At 50.7% G+C, this 15,297-nt stretch carries 17 protein-coding genes; 8 read left to right on the top strand and 9 right to left on the bottom strand.

Annotation, left to right across the window (positions count from 1 at the left end; genetic code table 11):
* Positions 1–100: 100 nt before the first annotated feature.
* Entirely contained in the window at positions 101–694 is a 594-nt protein-coding gene (locus AC5LIL_RS10595) for a Crp/Fnr family transcriptional regulator (protein ID WP_499824105.1), read from the top strand.
* On the opposite strand, the gene AC5LIL_RS10590 is transcribed toward AC5LIL_RS10595, so the two are convergent.
* Positions 654–1,376 (bottom strand): DUF4386 domain-containing protein, encoded by a 723-nt coding sequence (locus tag AC5LIL_RS10590; RefSeq protein ID WP_499824104.1) that lies wholly within the window; start codon positions 1,374–1,376, stop codon positions 654–656. The two genes, AC5LIL_RS10595 and AC5LIL_RS10590, sit on opposite strands and share 41 nt — an antisense overlap.
* Positions 1,377–1,558: 182 nt before the next feature.
* Here AC5LIL_RS10590 and AC5LIL_RS10585 point away from each other — a divergent pair, with 182 nt between their 5' ends.
* Positions 1,559–2,653, top strand: a complete 1,095-nt coding sequence (locus tag AC5LIL_RS10585) for an MBL fold metallo-hydrolase (RefSeq protein ID WP_499824103.1) — start codon at positions 1,559–1,561, stop codon at positions 2,651–2,653.
* Between the two features lie 22 nt (positions 2,654–2,675).
* Here the strand turns inward: AC5LIL_RS10585 and AC5LIL_RS10580 are convergent, their stop codons facing one another.
* From AC5LIL_RS10580 to trhA, 3 genes are all read right to left on the bottom strand, one after another.
* Positions 2,676–3,893, bottom strand: coding sequence for an MFS transporter (locus AC5LIL_RS10580; protein WP_499824102.1), 1,218 nt, complete (start codon positions 3,891–3,893; stop codon positions 2,676–2,678).
* Between the two features lie 97 nt (positions 3,894–3,990).
* On the bottom strand, positions 3,991–4,686 hold the full coding sequence (locus AC5LIL_RS10575; protein WP_499824101.1) for a DsbA family oxidoreductase: 696 nt from the start codon (positions 4,684–4,686) through the stop codon (positions 3,991–3,993).
* 87 nt (positions 4,687–4,773) lie between these two features.
* Positions 4,774–5,418, bottom strand: coding sequence for a PAQR family membrane homeostasis protein TrhA (trhA, locus tag AC5LIL_RS10570; protein ID WP_074032708.1), 645 nt, complete (start codon positions 5,416–5,418; stop codon positions 4,774–4,776).
* Positions 5,419–5,545: 127 nt separating this feature from the next.
* On the opposite strand from trhA, the gene AC5LIL_RS10565 reads away from it, so the two are divergent.
* On the top strand, positions 5,546–6,067 hold the full coding sequence (locus AC5LIL_RS10565) for a DUF1836 domain-containing protein (RefSeq protein ID WP_499824100.1): 522 nt from the start codon (positions 5,546–5,548) through the stop codon (positions 6,065–6,067).
* A gap of 43 nt (positions 6,068–6,110) precedes the next feature.
* On the opposite strand, the gene AC5LIL_RS10560 is transcribed toward AC5LIL_RS10565, so the two are convergent.
* From AC5LIL_RS10560 to AC5LIL_RS10550, 3 genes are all read right to left on the bottom strand, one after another.
* Positions 6,111–6,725 (bottom strand): PH domain-containing protein, encoded by a 615-nt coding sequence (locus AC5LIL_RS10560; protein ID WP_214747806.1) that lies wholly within the window; start codon positions 6,723–6,725, stop codon positions 6,111–6,113.
* 12 nt (positions 6,726–6,737) lie between these two features.
* Entirely contained in the window at positions 6,738–7,571 is an 834-nt protein-coding gene (locus tag AC5LIL_RS10555) for an aldo/keto reductase (RefSeq protein WP_499824099.1), read from the bottom strand.
* 61 nt (positions 7,572–7,632) lie between these two features.
* Positions 7,633–8,538, bottom strand: a complete 906-nt coding sequence (locus AC5LIL_RS10550; protein ID WP_339962472.1) for an MBL fold metallo-hydrolase — start codon at positions 8,536–8,538, stop codon at positions 7,633–7,635.
* A 367-nt stretch (positions 8,539–8,905) separates the two neighbouring features.
* On the opposite strand from AC5LIL_RS10550, the gene abc-f reads away from it, so the two are divergent.
* From abc-f to AC5LIL_RS10535, 3 genes are all read left to right on the top strand, one after another.
* On the top strand, positions 8,906–10,603 hold the full coding sequence (gene abc-f, locus AC5LIL_RS10545; RefSeq protein ID WP_499824098.1) for a ribosomal protection-like ABC-F family protein: 1,698 nt from the start codon (positions 8,906–8,908) through the stop codon (positions 10,601–10,603).
* A gap of 11 nt (positions 10,604–10,614) precedes the next feature.
* The gene (locus tag AC5LIL_RS10540; RefSeq protein ID WP_499824097.1) at positions 10,615–11,373 is read left to right on the top strand and encodes a hypothetical protein; all 759 of its coding nucleotides are present in this window, start codon (positions 10,615–10,617) and stop codon (positions 11,371–11,373) included.
* A gap of 109 nt (positions 11,374–11,482) precedes the next feature.
* Positions 11,483–12,385, top strand: a complete 903-nt coding sequence (locus AC5LIL_RS10535; RefSeq protein WP_337873547.1) for a cation diffusion facilitator family transporter — start codon at positions 11,483–11,485, stop codon at positions 12,383–12,385.
* Positions 12,386–12,413: 28 nt separating this feature from the next.
* Here AC5LIL_RS10535 and AC5LIL_RS10530 read toward each other — a convergent pair whose 3' ends face one another.
* Together AC5LIL_RS10530 and AC5LIL_RS10525 are read right to left on the bottom strand one after the other, a co-directional pair.
* Complete coding sequence (locus tag AC5LIL_RS10530) at positions 12,414–13,256, bottom strand: metallophosphoesterase (RefSeq protein WP_499824095.1); 843 nt, start codon at positions 13,254–13,256, stop codon at positions 12,414–12,416.
* 94 nt (positions 13,257–13,350) lie between these two features.
* Positions 13,351–13,764, bottom strand: coding sequence for an organic hydroperoxide resistance protein (locus AC5LIL_RS10525; protein WP_074032719.1), 414 nt, complete (start codon positions 13,762–13,764; stop codon positions 13,351–13,353).
* 117 nt (positions 13,765–13,881) lie between these two features.
* On the opposite strand from AC5LIL_RS10525, the gene AC5LIL_RS10520 reads away from it, so the two are divergent.
* Entirely contained in the window at positions 13,882–14,334 is a 453-nt protein-coding gene (locus AC5LIL_RS10520) for a MarR family winged helix-turn-helix transcriptional regulator (protein ID WP_214819315.1), read from the top strand.
* A 13-nt stretch (positions 14,335–14,347) separates the two neighbouring features.
* Positions 14,348–15,262: a CAP domain-containing protein gene (locus AC5LIL_RS10515; protein WP_499824091.1), complete on the top strand. Its 915-nt coding sequence runs from the start codon at positions 14,348–14,350 to the stop codon at positions 15,260–15,262.
* Positions 15,263–15,297 lie beyond the last annotated feature (35 nt).

The raw sequence follows: 15,297 nt of genomic DNA, 5'->3' as shown, positions 1-15,297 counted from the left end.
AGACCTGTCCCACCAAAGCAGTGGGGCAGGTCTTTTTGAATTGTGAAACCTGCTATGCTTGAGGGACTAGATCGGTTTTCCTTGAAAAGGAGTGAACGGGATGAAAGACGTCTTGATTCAATACATGAAACGGTTTACGGATTTGAGTGATAACGAGTGTGAGCGGTTGGTAGCGGATGTACCGATTGCCATGTTTCCGAAAGGGACAATTCTATTGCATCAAGGAGACGTCCCGACCAAATGTTATTTCGTGCTGAGTGGCTGCATTCGTCAATATAAAGTCGACGAAGACGGGAACGACCACACTGTCGATTTCATCACGGAAGAACAAAGCATCACCATATTGACGAAACATCATGCAGATGGACGATCACCGTATTCGTTAGCGTGTATAGAGGAATGTTGTCTCGTCGTCGGAGACCTTGCGACAGAGCAGGAACAATACGAGGGGAATCCTGTCCTTGAGGCGATGACGCGTGACATGATGCAAGAAGACATGGGGACGATGCGAGATGCGTTTGCCTCGTTCATGTCGTCCACACCGGAGGAGCGGTATCAGACCTTGATGGAGAAGAGACCTGACTTGGTTCATCGGGTCCCACAGTATCAACTGGCGAGCTATCTCGGCATCACACCGGAGTCACTCAGTCGAATCAAGAAGCGGGCGACGCGTCACCTGCGGATTGTCGAGTGACATCATGTATAGGAAGTATTCTTCCTTTCACGATCAACCATACGGCAAAGGCCAACTCGCCGACGAACATCGGAAGCATGAGGATGAGCTCGAGTCGAGTCGTCATGCTTTCAAGCGTGGGGAATTGGTAAAGGGCATGAACGATCGTATAACTGAAACCGGCGACGACGAGTAGGATTCCAATGGTTCTTGGAATGATTCGGGTCCGCATCACCATCCACCCGACTGCCATGAGGTGAAGGCCGAATACAATCAAGCCAAGCGACCAAATGGTTTCAAATGATGAGACCGTTTCATACACTTGTCTAGCTGAAGCAGATGTGTGGAGAAGACGCTCGGCTTCAACGAGGCGTAAAACAGCGAAGGCGAGAATGAGCGTATAAATAAAGCGAAGTGTCCCGGCGAGTAAGGCGAATGTGGCACGGAACGGTTTGAAGAAACGGTATAATCCGTAAGCGACAATCAGGTCTAGCACGACAATGATCCCCCAGCCGATGATGCCGAAACGGAACAGTGTCGGATGACTAAGTAAGTGTTCATACGTCGTTATCGCCTGATTTTCAATGACGAGTGATTGGTAGACGTACCCTTGCGCGAAAAAGGCAACGAGTGCCATGAGGACGAGAGCGATCCCGGACCAAAGCGCGGCACGTCGTTGTGAACGGACAGATGAATGGTTCATGAGAAAAACTCCTTTCGAATGATCTTGTCTCCATCATAAAAGGGTGGGAGCGGGCTCACATTGACTTAAGTCAAGAGCACGCCATTTTTTTGAAAGATAAGTGAATCTGCATACTAACCGATATAAGATGAAGACATGCACGTTATAATCAATGCAACGAACTTGTAGAAAAGAGGATCTAGATGAAAAAGACGATGTTGCTCTCATTAGTCGGAATGGCGGCTGTCACCGGGACGATTCTGACACAGTACAAACCACTCGGACGAAAACCGAAATCAATTCAATCCCCGAACCAGGTCAACGGGAAATTCCGTAATCAATACGAGACACCGATGAACTTTTCCGCAGAGGACATGGTGTCGATGGCTCGTGACTATCGTGATGTGACGTCGCTTCGTAAGCCGAGTGAACGCCTTCCGATTGTGCCCATCGATTTCGAGGAGAAGACAGGTTCGAGCTTCACGAGAATTTACTGGCTCGGTCATTCGGCGCTCATGGTACAAATGGACGGGAAGACGATGCTCGTCGACCCGATGTTCGGACGCAGCCCATCGCCGCTTCCGTTTGCCAAAAATGAGCGTTTCAGTGAAGATTTGCCGTTCGACCTCGAGAACTTGCCTGAAATCGATGTCGTCTTGTTGACGCATGACCATTACGACCATCTCGACTATGGGACGATCCTTGCGATTAAAGACAAGGTCGCCATGTTCATCGTGCCACTCGGTGTAGGGAGTCATTTGAAACGATGGGGTGTCGGTGCTGAGCGAATCGTGGAGAGAGATTGGAACGAGTCGTATACGTTCGGGAATTGGACGTTCGTCTGTACGCCGGCACGTCACTTCTCCGGTCGTTCTCTGACGGATCGCAACAGCACGTTATGGGCGTCATGGGTCGTCCTCGGCGAGACAGATCGTCTCTTCTTCAGCGGGGACAGCGGCTACGCGCCGCACTTCAAGATGATTGGTGAACAGTACGGACCGTTCGATTTCGCCGCACTCGAATGCGGACAATATGACGTGCGCTGGCCAGACGTCCATATGCAGCCGGAAGAGACGGCACAGGCGTTTCACGATTTACGCGCTGACCAAATGATGCCGATTCATTGGGGGGCGTTCACGCTGTCGTTCCACGATTGGTTTGACCCGGCGGAACAGATGGCGTCCCTCTTACCGAAAGAGGTCGTCCTCACTCCGAAGATTGGGGAGCGGATCACACTCGACGGTCGGAATGATACGACGACATGGTGGCGAGAGCTCGAAGACGCAAACAAGCGATGACATCGGTCATCGCTTGTTTTAATTAAGAAGAGATCTTCTCAGCAGAGTCTTCTTCAATATGCAGTTTATGTTTACGTGTATAGACGAGGAACGCTGCGGTCATCGCAATCGAACTGATTCCAAACAAGACGACCATGAGCTGAAGTCCGATCAAATCGAGGAAGAATCCTGTCACGAGAAGGACGATTTGGAAGATAATCCGGTCGAGCATGTTTCGGAACGAGAAGAAGCGCCCGTGATATTCTTTTGGCATCCGTGTCTGGAAAATCGTGACCGCCGTCGGGAAGAAGCAACCGACCGAGAAGCCGAAGAGGACGAATGCCGCAATCGACATAAATGGAATATCCGCAAAATATAGCATCAGTTGTGCGACACCAATCAAAAACGAGAACGAGAATAAAATCGAGAACGCCGAGAATTTTTCACCAATCCGTTTGATCATGAAGGCACCTGTCATGAAGGCGAGTCCTTCCGCCGTATAAATCCATCCTTTGATCGCGGTCGAATCCTGCAACTCACTAATGTTGATGACGAGCAAGTTGAATCCTCCGATAAAGAGGAGGGGGATGAGCGTCATGACGAGTGTCATGAAGATGACCGGGATCGATCTGATGATTGGAAAGACATCTTTGAAGCCACTCGACGCCTTCGCATCGATCTTTTTCGCCGACGGTGTCTTCGATTCATCTAGCTTTAAGAAGAGCGTCGCGACCGCAAGCAACAGATAGGCGACGAGGGAGAGCGCATAGACGTTACGGAGCGAAATCAGTGTCAACAAGACACCGGCAATCGCCGTCCCGATGACACGTGACAACGTCGAAACGTTCATATGGACGCCGTTCAAGGCGAGGAGCTCCCGTTCTTTCACGATGAGCGGAATCGCTGCCTGTAGGGCAGGGAAGTAAAAAGCCGCCGACCCTTGTAAAATAATCAAAAAGACGACCATCCACACGACCGAATTCGTCTCAATGGCAACGAACATGAAGAGCACGCTGAGCGCTCGGACGATGCTTGAGATGAGCATGATGTTTTTCTTAGAGCCTTGGTCAGTGAGGCGTCCGGCGAGCGGACCGATGGCGACCCCGGCGAGTAACCCGATGGCGAGAATGACCGCCTTCACAAAGTCAGAGGGAACACGGTCTTGCATGAATTCCAAATTACCGATGATGCCGAGCCATAGACCGAGACCGGCGACGAATTCGCCCGTCAAGATGATCCAGACGTTCCGATTTTTCCACATAGATGTAGTCCTCGATTCTTATATGCTAATCACTATTATCAAGTAGTAGGGTGGAGAATACCACAAAAAAGAAGCCGAACGTCGGCTTCTTCATCAATCAAATATCACAGTTGTCGTCGGTGCACGTCGCACCGTTCGATAGGACTTGGATTGACGGGTTATTTTCAGACCAGACTTTTTCGAGCACTTGCGTGAACGCTTCCGTCGGTTGAGCACCAGACACTCCGTATTTGTTGTCGAATACGAAGAACGGGACACCTGTGATCCCGAGATCGCTTGCGCGCTTCTCTTCGGCCCGGACGTCTTCCGTATACACGTCCGTTGTCAAGACGTCACGGACAGCGTCATGGTCAAGACCAACGCTTGTCGCGATCTCGAGCAGGACATCGTGGTTCCCGATGTGTTTGGCATCGACGAAGTAAGCCTGAAGCAACGCTTCCGACAATTCTTTTTCTTTCCCGACCGTCTTCGCATAATGCGTCAAACGATGGGAGTCGAGTGTACCTGTGACGACCATGTTCTCAAAGTCGTAATCGAGTCCGACTTCGCGGGCTTGAGCCGCGACTTGTGCCGTCGTTCCTTTTGCTTGCTCAATCGACATACGATATTTCGTTGCGAGTGCCTCATAAATGGTGCGTGAATCGTTCGTCGGCGCGTTCGGGTCGAGCTCGAAACTCTTGAATTCGACTTCTACTTGGTCTGCCTGTGGGAACTGTTCGAGCGCCTCTTCTAGACGACGCTTCCCGATATAACAAAACGGGCAGACATAATCTGACCATACTTCAATTTTCATCATGAATCCCTCCTGTCCTTAGTGTAGGAAATCTTGAATTCAAAGTACAGGAAACGGCTCACAAAAAAAGCCCTCCACGAGGAGGACTTAAAAGACGTACCAGAAGACGCAGACGAAGTGGGCAAAGCTTCCGAACAAAATGAACAAATGGAACACTTCATGGAATCCCCATCCCCGCCAATTGACGAATTTTGGCTTGAACCCGTAGATGAGCCCACCAATCGTATACATGACGCCCCCGAGGACGAGCCAGAAGATGCCGGCGTTACCAATCACGTCATGCAGCGGTCCGATAAAGAAGACGGACAGCCAGCCCATCCCGATGTAGAGCGCGGTCGATAAGAAACGTGGGGCATGGAACCAGACGAGTTTGAAGACGATGCCGAACAAGGCGAGTGCGTGTACGGTACCGAAGAGGACCCAGCGTGTCGGTCCCTCGAGCGCGAGTAGCGTGAGCGGCGCATATGTACCCGCAATCAATGCGTAAATCATCGCATGGTCGATTCTCCGGAAGAAGGCGATGACGTTCGGTGAGGCGATGATGCTATGGTAAAGACCTGACGATAAGTAAAGAAAGACGAGGCTGATCCCGAATAAAATCGCAGCCATAATCGCAAGGGGCGAGCCGAGTAGTGAAGCTTTGACGACCATCGCAATCAGCGCAATGAAAGCGAGTACCGCGCCAGCGAGATGCGTTAGCGCGTTGATCGGTTCACGGAAAATCGAATTCATGTAAAAACACTCCTTATCACATCATGTAGTATCGATAACTACATGATATACTGAAGAGGAACAAACAGCAAGGTGTACCTTTCGACAAATGAGAGTTTTCTTTATACTTGAAGGTGAGGTGAGACGGATGAAAGCGAAAAATATTACCGAAACAGAAGGGACGCTCCCGAGGGACGTATTGCCGACTGTCGATTTATACATGGACCAGGTCATCCAATTGTTCGAGCAACATTATGGGAAGATGAAGCGGGACGAGGATGAGACGATTTTGACGAAGACGATGATCAACAACTACGCCAAGGGCAAGTTGTTCCATCCTGTCAAAAATAAAAAGTATACGAACGAACATCTGATGTTACTCAGTTTGATTTATGAGATGAAAGGTCTCCTGTCGATCAATGACATCAAAGAGACGCTCCGACCGTTGAACGAGTCGGACGAGACGTTCTCACTCGAGGATTTTTATGAAGCGTATCAAGCGCAGAAAGTGAAGAATTTAGAAGCGTTTGAAACGCAGGCAGACACGCTTTTGAGCACATCGGTCGAAAAAGAGAATGGTATCCAACGGTCGCTCGCCATTGCGTCTGCCGTACACATGAGCCACTTGTATCAACGATTGGCCGAACAGTTGATTGATGATGAGAAATAAAACAACTCCTCCGAGGGCGAATGCCCCACGGAGGAGTTGTTTTTTAGTTATTGATGTACTTCTCGTATACCGCTCCGAAGTCTTTTCGGTTCCATTCATGATAGTGACGTTGTAGCCAATCGAACGATTGCTCGTTCAATTCCTTGAACGTGTTCGGTACGTTCATGTCGCCTTCGCGGAGCCCGCTCAAAATCGACACTGAGTGTGTGAGCGACGTGTTCGCATACTCCATCATACGACGACCTTCCCGTTGAATCTCTTCGATTGCGAGAAGTGCCTTATACAAATCTTTCACATGCTCGATTTGCTTTTTGTTGATGTCGATCGAGTACGCTTTGTCGCCGATTGAGAATTTGACTTCGACATCGAGGTCGACCGTACCCGCCGTCTCAAACATGACGTGCTTGATCGGATAATGTGAATACGGATAACGATAGAGGACGCGCTTCGAACTGATGGCGCTCGTTCCATCGAGGTGGATCATCGACAAGTTGGTGAAACAATACTCATCTGATTTCGACTTGATCAAGAAATAAATCTTTTCATTGTCTTCGTGAAGGACGTAATCATCCGCATCCGCCTTATCGAAGTCGGACGGATCGATCACCTCACCGATGTCGCTAAAGCCAGTCAAATCAGAAGCCAGTTTTTTGAACATGTCATTCACTCCTCAATAATGGATTTTATGCATCTCTTTCGGGTCGGAGCCGGTCCGCTCATCACGGTTGAGCGCATCGATCGCCGCCATCTCTTCTTTCGTCAACGTGAAGTCGAATACCTGTATATTCTCTTTAATTCGACTCGGTGTCACCGATTTCGGGATGACGGCGACCCCGTTTTGTAAGTGCCAGCGCAAGATGACTTGAGCCGGTGACTTGCCGTGACGGTTCGCAATCTCGACAATCGTGTCGTCTTCGAGCGCTTCGCGTCCTTTCATGAGTGGACTCCACGCCTGAATTTGAATGTCATATCGTTTGCAGAAAGCAATCAATTCCTTTTGAGACAAATACGGATGGATCTCGACCTGGTTCACGGCCGGGACGATTGAGCACGACTGAATGATTTGTTCTAAGTGCTCGACTTCAAAGTTCGAGACGCCAATTGCACGGACACGTCCTTCTTCGTATAACTGTTCGAGTGCCTTATACGTTTCGACGAACTTCCCGAAACGTGGCATCGGCCAGTGGATGAGGAACAAATCGACATACTCAAGACCGAGTCGGTCGAGACTATCCTGAAACGCTTGGAGCGCCTCATCGAACCCGTGGAACTCATTCCAAAGCTTCGTCGTCACAAACACATCCTCCCGAGGAATGCCTGCTTCACGAAGCGCTTGCCCGACACTTTCTTCGTTTTGATAAATCGCGGCCGTATCAATCAAACGATATTCCGCTTCAAGCGCAGCTTTGACCGTATCGACCGTCACTGCGCCGTCTTCGACCTTATACACACCGAGCCCGAGCATCGGCATCTTGACGTCATTATTTAACGTCGTCCATTCCATAACAAATCCCTCCCTCTCGTCTTTAACGTTACCGAAATTTTGCATGAAGGGAAAGGAAAAACTATAGGCGGATGCTTTCCCCGTGCGACTTGATCACAATTTGGTCACGGTCCAGTTTTGCGGCCGCGACGAGCCGATGATACGGCTCCTCGACCGGCTCATAAGAGAGGACGAACGTGTCCCAATGCATCGGGAAGAAGCGCTTCGCCCCGCTCTCTTTGTACATCATCCAAGCCTGTTCGGGGGTACAGTGCGCCTCTTGGAACGAGTCCGGTTGGTAAGCGCCGATTGGGAAGAACGCGAGGTCAATTGGTTCACGGTCAGCGAGCCCTTTGAAGGAGTCGGTGTACGCCGTGTCTCCCGCAAACAGCATGCGGATCCCTTTGTATTTGAGGAGATAGCCGTTATAGCCCATATGTTTGTCCCATGGGAAACGGTTGCCCCAATGCTTGACGGGGATGGCCCGGACATCGAGTCCGTTCGCCAAAGTCACTTTGTCATGCGGATGCAGTTCGAGCGTTTGCAGGCTCGGGTATCGACGGAGCAGGCGACTCGTCCCTGGAGCGGAGACGACGATCGTCTCGCGGGTGATGAGTCGTTTTAAACTTTTATGGTCAAAGTGGTCCATATGGGCGTGACTGAGCAGGATGACGTCAACCGGTCCGACATCCTCGATGGAGAGGGCGGGGGCCGTGTGACGTTTCATTCCGATTGTCAGCGGTCCTAAATGGACACCGATTCGTTTAGAGAAGACGGGGTCCGTCAAAATTTTGAGTCCATACCAATGGATGAGGACGGTCGAATGGCCAATCCACGTCGCTTGCACATGCGTCTCATCGATGGTTATCAGCTCTGGACGTTCCGGCCATTTAAAACGTGGGCGGGGAAGCCGTCGTTTGAATCGTGTATAAAGAAACGTTCCGACGCTCGCCAAGACGGCACTCGGAACGAGGATGCGTCGACGCATCATGCATCACCTCACTGTTCGAATATACTGTCATCATAACGCGGGAAAGAGTGTATCGCATCCGCCTAAAGGAGTAGAAAAAATGGGAGATTGTGGGGTGCGCCCTTGCGAATCCGCTTTCAATTTGATAAGGTGGCAGTAACTTAGGAAAGAGAGGTACACCGTGCCATGAAAAAAACATGTTCACTCCAACGATGAGACGAATCATCACTGTTCGCTTGAACAGTCACGGGTGAAGTGTGTCCATTTTTCAAGTGCGGGAAGCATCTTCTTTCCTCTTTGAACGGATTCCTTCACACCACCGCACTTTGAGCGGATGGTGTTTTTTGTTTCATCGCGTATCGGAAAAATGAGCGAGGTGAAACAGATGTTAGCTATGAAACAAGTCCGGTTCGATTACGACCGGAAACCATTATTTGAAGCGGTCTCGTTTGAGGTCGTAGCCGGAGAACGCGCTGTGTTATTCGGGCTGAACGGAAGTGGGAAGACGACACTCTTCCGACTCGTAACAGGGGAATTGACGCCACAAGCCGGGGCGATTGAATGTCACGGTGAAGTCGGGCTCGTCCGGCAAACGATCGAATCCGAAGGTATGCCACTACTCGAGTGGGTGATGCGGAGCGATCCTGAACGGTACGCCCTTTATGAAGAGGTGTCGTCTGGTGATGAGATGCGAGTCATGCGTTCCTATGAACGAGCGCTCGCACTCGATGTGTATAACTTGGAGCAAGAGGCGACGCAAGCGTTGACCCGACTCGGGTTGGACGGTCAATTCGACCAAAACATCAACGATTTGAGCGGGGGAGAGAAGACGCGGGCACAGCTCTCGACGTTGACGATGAAGCAGATCGACGTCGTCCTACTCGACGAGCCGACGAACCATCTGGATGTCGAGTCGATTGACTGGCTCACGAAATGGCTGAACCGATTCGAGGGAACGGTGCTGATCATCTCCCACGACCGTCAACTGATGGATGATGTTGCGACGGTCATCCTCGAACTGTCGGATGGGGAAGTTACCAGATATCCGGGAAACTATACGGCGTATCGACGTCAAAAAGAGGATGAACGTCTGCGTGACGAGCGAGCCCATGCCCGCTACGTGAGCCGCAAAGCAGAGTTGCTCGATATGATTGCCCAGTACAAAGGCTGGCACTTGAAGGCGAAAGCGACAGCCAGTGTCCGCAGTCCCGGTGCGCAAAAAGGAGCGGCCAATCTCGCCGTCAAAATGAAGGCGAGGGAACAGAAGCTAAAACAGCTCGAAGACAACCGTCCACGAAAGCCGAAAGAGGAAAAGACCATCTCCGTCCAATTTGCGGCCGATGAGCTCGAAGCGAAGACGTGGCTGACGTGTGAAGAGGTGACGTTTGGATACGACAACCCATTCTATGAACCGATTTCCTTCTCGATTCAAAAAGGAGAACGTCTCTCCATCATCGGACCGAACGGAAGTGGAAAGACGACGTTGTTGAATGTGCTGATCGGTGAACGAGCACCGCTTTCTGGTGTGATTAAACGGCATCCTCGTCTGAAGATTGGGTATTTTTCGCAAACGCTCGAACGTTTACCGAAGACGGGGACATTGCTCGATGCGTTACTCGCCCAGAGTGACATTGGGGAGACGGAGGCTCGGACACTGCTGGCTCACTTTTTGTTCCGTCGGGATGAGGTGCATCGACCGATCAACGAGGCGAGTATGGGCGAGAAGTGTCGGATTGCCTTCCTGATTCTCTATTTCTCCGATGCGCATCTGTTGGCACTCGACGAACCGACGAACTATTTAGATGTGGCGACACGGGAACAAATCGAGACGGCGTTAGACGTTTACCCGGGTGGATTGCTTCTCATTACGCATGATCGTTATTTCCATCGCTTGACCTCGCGGACGCTCGAGCTCGGTAAAACGATTCGTATTCGTGAGAATATGGAGAACGATGAACCGGTAGATGTCGAGCAGATGATGCAAACGATGGACGAATTGACAAAACACGACTTGAAATTTTTTGATGAGGCAGGAAACCTCCTACCATTTGACGAAACGAGTGGAATGAATCGAATCGAGTAGGAGTGAAGAACATGAATGGAGGAAGATTGTCGCGCGCGACGACACGAAAGCGTAAACGAGTGTTCCGGGTGACGACTGCTGTAGCCTTGGTCCTCGCTTTAGTCGGGATCATCGCGTTCGCGGCACTGATCGACAAAAAAGAAAAGTCTGCTTTACCGAAATCAGATGAGATTGCGACCGAGATGGTCGATTCCGAGTCGGAACAACCGTCCGATACCGAAACCGAGTCTGCAGATACAATCTATATCGGGCAACCGTATACGAAAGTCTATGCAGATGACCGTGTCGCAGTCGTCTATGAAGCCGACCTCGGTGATCGTTTCGAACGTTTGGAGACGGTCAGTGGCTTCGTGAAAGTACAGCTAAATGAGCGTATGACGGGGTGGGTCACGGAAGAGAGTGTGACGACAGAAGCTCCGGCCTTGTCGGACGATGACGTGATTGCCGCATGGCAACAAGTCGTCCCGAGCGCTTCGGGGACCGTCCTTGATTGGATTGGCAAAGATGTGGCGACCGTGCGCGCCGAACTCGGTAGCCCGACTGCCGTTCAGCGTGACCAAGTGAACGAATATCATTTCTATGATGGATTCTTCTTGATGGTACGAGACCAAAAAGTGCGTGCCGTCGATTGGGACCGTCAGGCAGTCGTGACGCCTGACGTGACACCGACGAACGAACAAGCAACTGGGATTTGGTACGAAGGAGAGACGGTTCAGTTGAAGCTGTTCCCATACAGCGGTGTGATGCGCGTGCGTCTCGAGCACAAGTGAGACAAGACGGGAGAGGAATCTCCCGTTTTTTTATGACTTATCATTCAAATTAACGTTTGAATGTTTCGGAAAAATGGAATAAGATAAGAAGTAGAAGGAGGCGTCAGTTATGGGACATCATCATGATCACGACCATCACCATCATCATTCCACGAATCAGCGTGCGCTGTTTCTCGCTTTTCTGTTGATTGCGACGTTCATGGTCGTCGAGGTCATCGGCGGACTATGGACGAACAGTTTGGCACTCTTATCCGATGCGGGTCATATGCTCGGAGATGCGGCGGCTTTAGGACTCAGTTTCCTAGCCGTTCGATTCGGGGCGAAAGCGGCGACACCGAACCGTACGTTTGGATATCGACGCTTTGAAATTTTAGCGGCATTCATTAACGGGCTGACGTTACTCGTCATCTCGATTTATATCTTATTCGAGGCATATCAGCGGTTGAGTGCCCCACCGGAAATTTTGAGTGGGGGAATGCTCGCGGTCGCCATCATCGGACTACTCGTCAATATCCTCGCCGCTTGGATTTTGATGCGCGGAGAGAAAGATAATTTGAACGTGAAGAGTGCGTTGCTTCACGTGTTCGGAGACTTGCTGGGGTCAGTCGGTGCCATCACGGCAGCACTCTTGATCATGTTGTTCGGATGGACGTGGGCGGACCCGGTCGCGAGTGCGTTTGTCGCCATCCTCATCTTGATTAGCGGTTATCGCGTGACGCGCGATGCGATTCACATCTTGATGGAAGGGTCACCGGAACAAATCGATGTCCGGGCGATGCAAGCAGAGATTGCCACAGTCGAAGGGGTGAAAGAAGTACACGACCTGCATGTCTGGTCAATCTCATCAAGTGAGCATGCGGCGACGTGCCATGTGTTGATTGGAGAAGATACGGACGATCAGGCCGTGTTACGTCAAGTGACGGAACGGATTCGAAAATATGGGACGTTCGAGCGCTCGACGGTGCAAGTCGAACGGGAGCGACAATGTTGCGAGGAGCGTATCATTTGGTAAGCAAAACGGACACTCATCCGAGTGTCCGTTATTTGCCGTGCACATCAATCACCACAATCTCTGGTGGGTTGAAAATGCGCGGTACGTTGAAACTATAATTGAATCCCCGTCCGATCACGTGGGTGAACGTCTCGTGTTCATAAAGACCGCCTGCATATTTCGGGAAGAACCCTTGATCAGGGGCGAACAACCCGTTCAATAAATATGGGATCCTCACTTGTCCGCCGTGGGCATGACCGGATAAGACGAGGTCAAAAGGTAAGTCGGCATACGTGTCGACCTCTTCGGCACGATGGGAGAGGAGCACGTTGAACGTCTCGTTCGGGTCGACATCTCGCATGGCTGTCGAGGCGTCCGTTTCCCAACTCCCGTAAATATTTTCGTTATATGTTCGTAACGGATCTTCTAATCCACCGATGACGAGATTGACCCCATTGACGGTAATCGGCTCCCATTCGTTTTCGAGAACGGTCACCCCGTGTGAGCGAAATACATTTTTGGCATCATGACGAATATAGTCTGCGGAGTCATCAATCTCATGATTCCCGGTTACGAAATACATCGGCGCAATGCCAGCGAGTCCCTCGACAAGCTCAAAAGCAGGTTCAGGAGAACGATAGCGATCGAGCAGGTCCCCCGGCATGGCGATCAGATCCGGTTTTTGGGCCCGGACTTGATCGATTAAAATCGATTGCTTATAACCGTACGAGGCGCTATGTAAGTCAGAGAGGAGCACGATGCGAAGCGATTCATCCGCTGACAGCTTGTCAGATGGGACGTCGTATGTCTGAACGGTCAGCGCATTATACGTCGCCGTGAACATCAAAATGCCGAGCGCGACAAACACGAACGTCGATTTACGTTTCTTCATCACGGCTCCCTCCCTTCCCTCATCGTTCTTTTATCTTACCCCGACACGCTAGGGGAAGCAAAAAAATCCCGCTCCATAAGAGCGGGATGGATGATTATGCTGCTTTGGCTGTCAATTTCACATCGACATTGCCGCGCGTCGCTTTTGAATAAGGGCACACTTGGTGTGCTTCTTCAACGAGGCGCTCTGCTGTCGCTTGGTCGACACCTTTGATTTCGACTTCAAGCTCGACTGAAATGAAGAACCCTTCATCGTTTTGGTTCAATGTGACATGACCTGTGACGCTCGATCCGTCTGTCTTCACACGTTCTTTCCCGATGATGAGGTTGAGGGCACTACCGAAGCAAGCCGCATATCCCGCTGCGAAAAGTTGTTCCGGGTTTGTCGCACCATCGACGTGTTTCGCGCCTGGCATTGAGACGTCCATGTCGATGACGCCGTCTGTTGATTTCACATGACCTTCGCGGCCACCGATTGCAGTTGCTGATGCTGTGAATAGTGATTTCATGATTCAATTCCTCCATTTCATTTTAAACAATTAAGTTGTGCACAATTTAAATTATAGAGCAGTCAAAAAGTTTCGCAAGTGATATGCTTGGCTAAAGAAGAGTACGGAGGATTACGTATGGAACAAACTTTAAAACTCGAACACCAAATCTGTTTTCAATTGTATACCGCTTCAAAAGAGCTTACCCGTTTATATCGCCCAATTTTAGAACCGTTAAACCTGACATATAGTCAGTATCTGGTCATGCTCGTCTTATGGGAAGAGGATGGCATCGATTTGCGTCAACTCGGAATGAGGCTGACGCTCGACTCGGGCACATTGTCGCCCCTCGTGAAACGATTGATTCAAATCGGGTATGTCGAAAAGAGTCGTGCGACAGACGACGAGCGAAAAGTCGTCGTTCGTTTGACCGATCGTGGTAGCGCGTTGCGTGAGCAGGCAGCCGATGTGCCGTTACAAGTCAGTGGTATGCTAAATATAGACGAAGCGACATATGTCGCATACATGGGGATGCTCACCGATATCAAGGAGAGACTTCACGATTTCGGGGAGCGTCAGCGCGAGCAGTAAGGAAGGAGGAGCCATGTTTCGAAAATTGATCATCCTCTTGATGGGGATCGGATTGTATATGGCTTGGCAATATGAAATGCCGAACGTCTCTGCCCCGACGAGCATTCAAGTGGAGTCTGAGGTGGCGACGGAACGTGCGACGGATGCACCGAAGTTCACGAGCCAATATGCCGGGCATGATTGGTACTTAGTGGAACGTGGTGGAGATCGTGGCCTTGAACTCATTGACGAGGACGGCGCCAAAAAAGGATTTTATCAGTTCGAGACCGAAAGCACGTATCGCGGTCTCGTGCTCGATGAGACGACACGTGACCAAGTCGAGGAAATCGGCTTTGAGAAAGTGACGTCCTACAACAAAGGATTGAATCGCTACCTGATCCCGGACGATCCATCCTTTTCGGTGTTTGCGATTGATGGACAATATGTCACGCTCTTCTTCGACCAACATGACGATGACCGCTTGAAAGGGGTCTTGTCGGTTGACCGCCGAGTGGAAGAGGCGAGTGATGGGTACTACGGTGATGTTTCTGCGGAAGGGACCGTCGCGAACGAACAGTTGATGCGAATCCTGATGAACTGGGACCGTGAAAAATATGAGTTGAGTGCGCTCGCTGATTATGAGCCACTCTATCCGGTCGTTCGGGCGCACAGTCAGAACATGGCGGAGAACGACTTCTTCAGTCATACGGACCCGGAAGGACGCGACCCGTTTGACCGGATGGATGAAGCGGGACTGTCGTACTCGATGGCCGGAGAGAATTTGGCCATGGGGCAGATGAGCGTGTTTCACGCACATTGGGGGCTGATGAATTCGAAGGGGCACCGCGAGAACATCATGCAACCTCGATTCAGTCATGCTGCCGTCGGGCTCGCCTATAATGATGAAAACAGTCCGTTCTATACGATCAACTTCATTACCCCTAGATAAAAGGATGACTCCACCTCGGAGCCATCCTTTTTGTG

The sequence above is a fragment of the Exiguobacterium sp. RM11 genome, assembly GCF_059821525.1.
This window is presented reverse-complemented; position numbering and strand designations above follow the sequence as displayed.

What these genes read in the sequence shown, in the direction of transcription:
- AC5LIL_RS10535 (WP_337873547.1), top strand. Translation starts at nt 11,483, where the DNA reads ATGGGACATCATCATGATCACGACCATCACCATCATCATTCCACGAAT.
- AC5LIL_RS10515 (WP_499824091.1), top strand. Translation starts at nt 14,348, where the DNA reads ATGTTTCGAAAATTGATCATCCTCTTGATGGGGATCGGATTGTATATG.
- AC5LIL_RS10560 (WP_214747806.1), bottom strand. Translation starts at nt 6,725, where the DNA reads ATGTTCAAAAAACTGGCTTCTGATTTGACTGGCTTTAGCGACATCGGT.
- AC5LIL_RS10565 (WP_499824100.1), top strand. Translation starts at nt 5,546, where the DNA reads ATGAAAGCGAAAAATATTACCGAAACAGAAGGGACGCTCCCGAGGGAC.
- AC5LIL_RS10555 (WP_499824099.1), bottom strand. Translation starts at nt 7,571, where the DNA reads ATGGAATGGACGACGTTAAATAATGACGTCAAGATGCCGATGCTCGGG.
- AC5LIL_RS10580 (WP_499824102.1), bottom strand. Translation starts at nt 3,893, where the DNA reads ATGTGGAAAAATCGGAACGTCTGGATCATCTTGACGGGCGAATTCGTC.
- AC5LIL_RS10590 (WP_499824104.1), bottom strand. Translation starts at nt 1,376, where the DNA reads ATGAACCATTCATCTGTCCGTTCACAACGACGTGCCGCGCTTTGGTCC.
- AC5LIL_RS10540 (WP_499824097.1), top strand. Translation starts at nt 10,615, where the DNA reads ATGAATGGAGGAAGATTGTCGCGCGCGACGACACGAAAGCGTAAACGA.
- AC5LIL_RS10585 (WP_499824103.1), top strand. Translation starts at nt 1,559, where the DNA reads ATGAAAAAGACGATGTTGCTCTCATTAGTCGGAATGGCGGCTGTCACC.
- abc-f (WP_499824098.1), top strand. Translation starts at nt 8,906, where the DNA reads ATGTTAGCTATGAAACAAGTCCGGTTCGATTACGACCGGAAACCATTA.
- trhA (WP_074032708.1), bottom strand. Translation starts at nt 5,418, where the DNA reads ATGAATTCGATTTTCCGTGAACCGATCAACGCGCTAACGCATCTCGCT.
- AC5LIL_RS10550 (WP_339962472.1), bottom strand. Translation starts at nt 8,538, where the DNA reads ATGCGTCGACGCATCCTCGTTCCGAGTGCCGTCTTGGCGAGCGTCGGA.
- AC5LIL_RS10520 (WP_214819315.1), top strand. Translation starts at nt 13,882, where the DNA reads ATGGAACAAACTTTAAAACTCGAACACCAAATCTGTTTTCAATTGTAT.
- AC5LIL_RS10530 (WP_499824095.1), bottom strand. Translation starts at nt 13,256, where the DNA reads ATGAAGAAACGTAAATCGACGTTCGTGTTTGTCGCGCTCGGCATTTTG.
- AC5LIL_RS10595 (WP_499824105.1), top strand. Translation starts at nt 101, where the DNA reads ATGAAAGACGTCTTGATTCAATACATGAAACGGTTTACGGATTTGAGT.
- AC5LIL_RS10525 (WP_074032719.1), bottom strand. Translation starts at nt 13,764, where the DNA reads ATGAAATCACTATTCACAGCATCAGCAACTGCAATCGGTGGCCGCGAA.
- AC5LIL_RS10575 (WP_499824101.1), bottom strand. Translation starts at nt 4,686, where the DNA reads ATGAAAATTGAAGTATGGTCAGATTATGTCTGCCCGTTTTGTTATATC.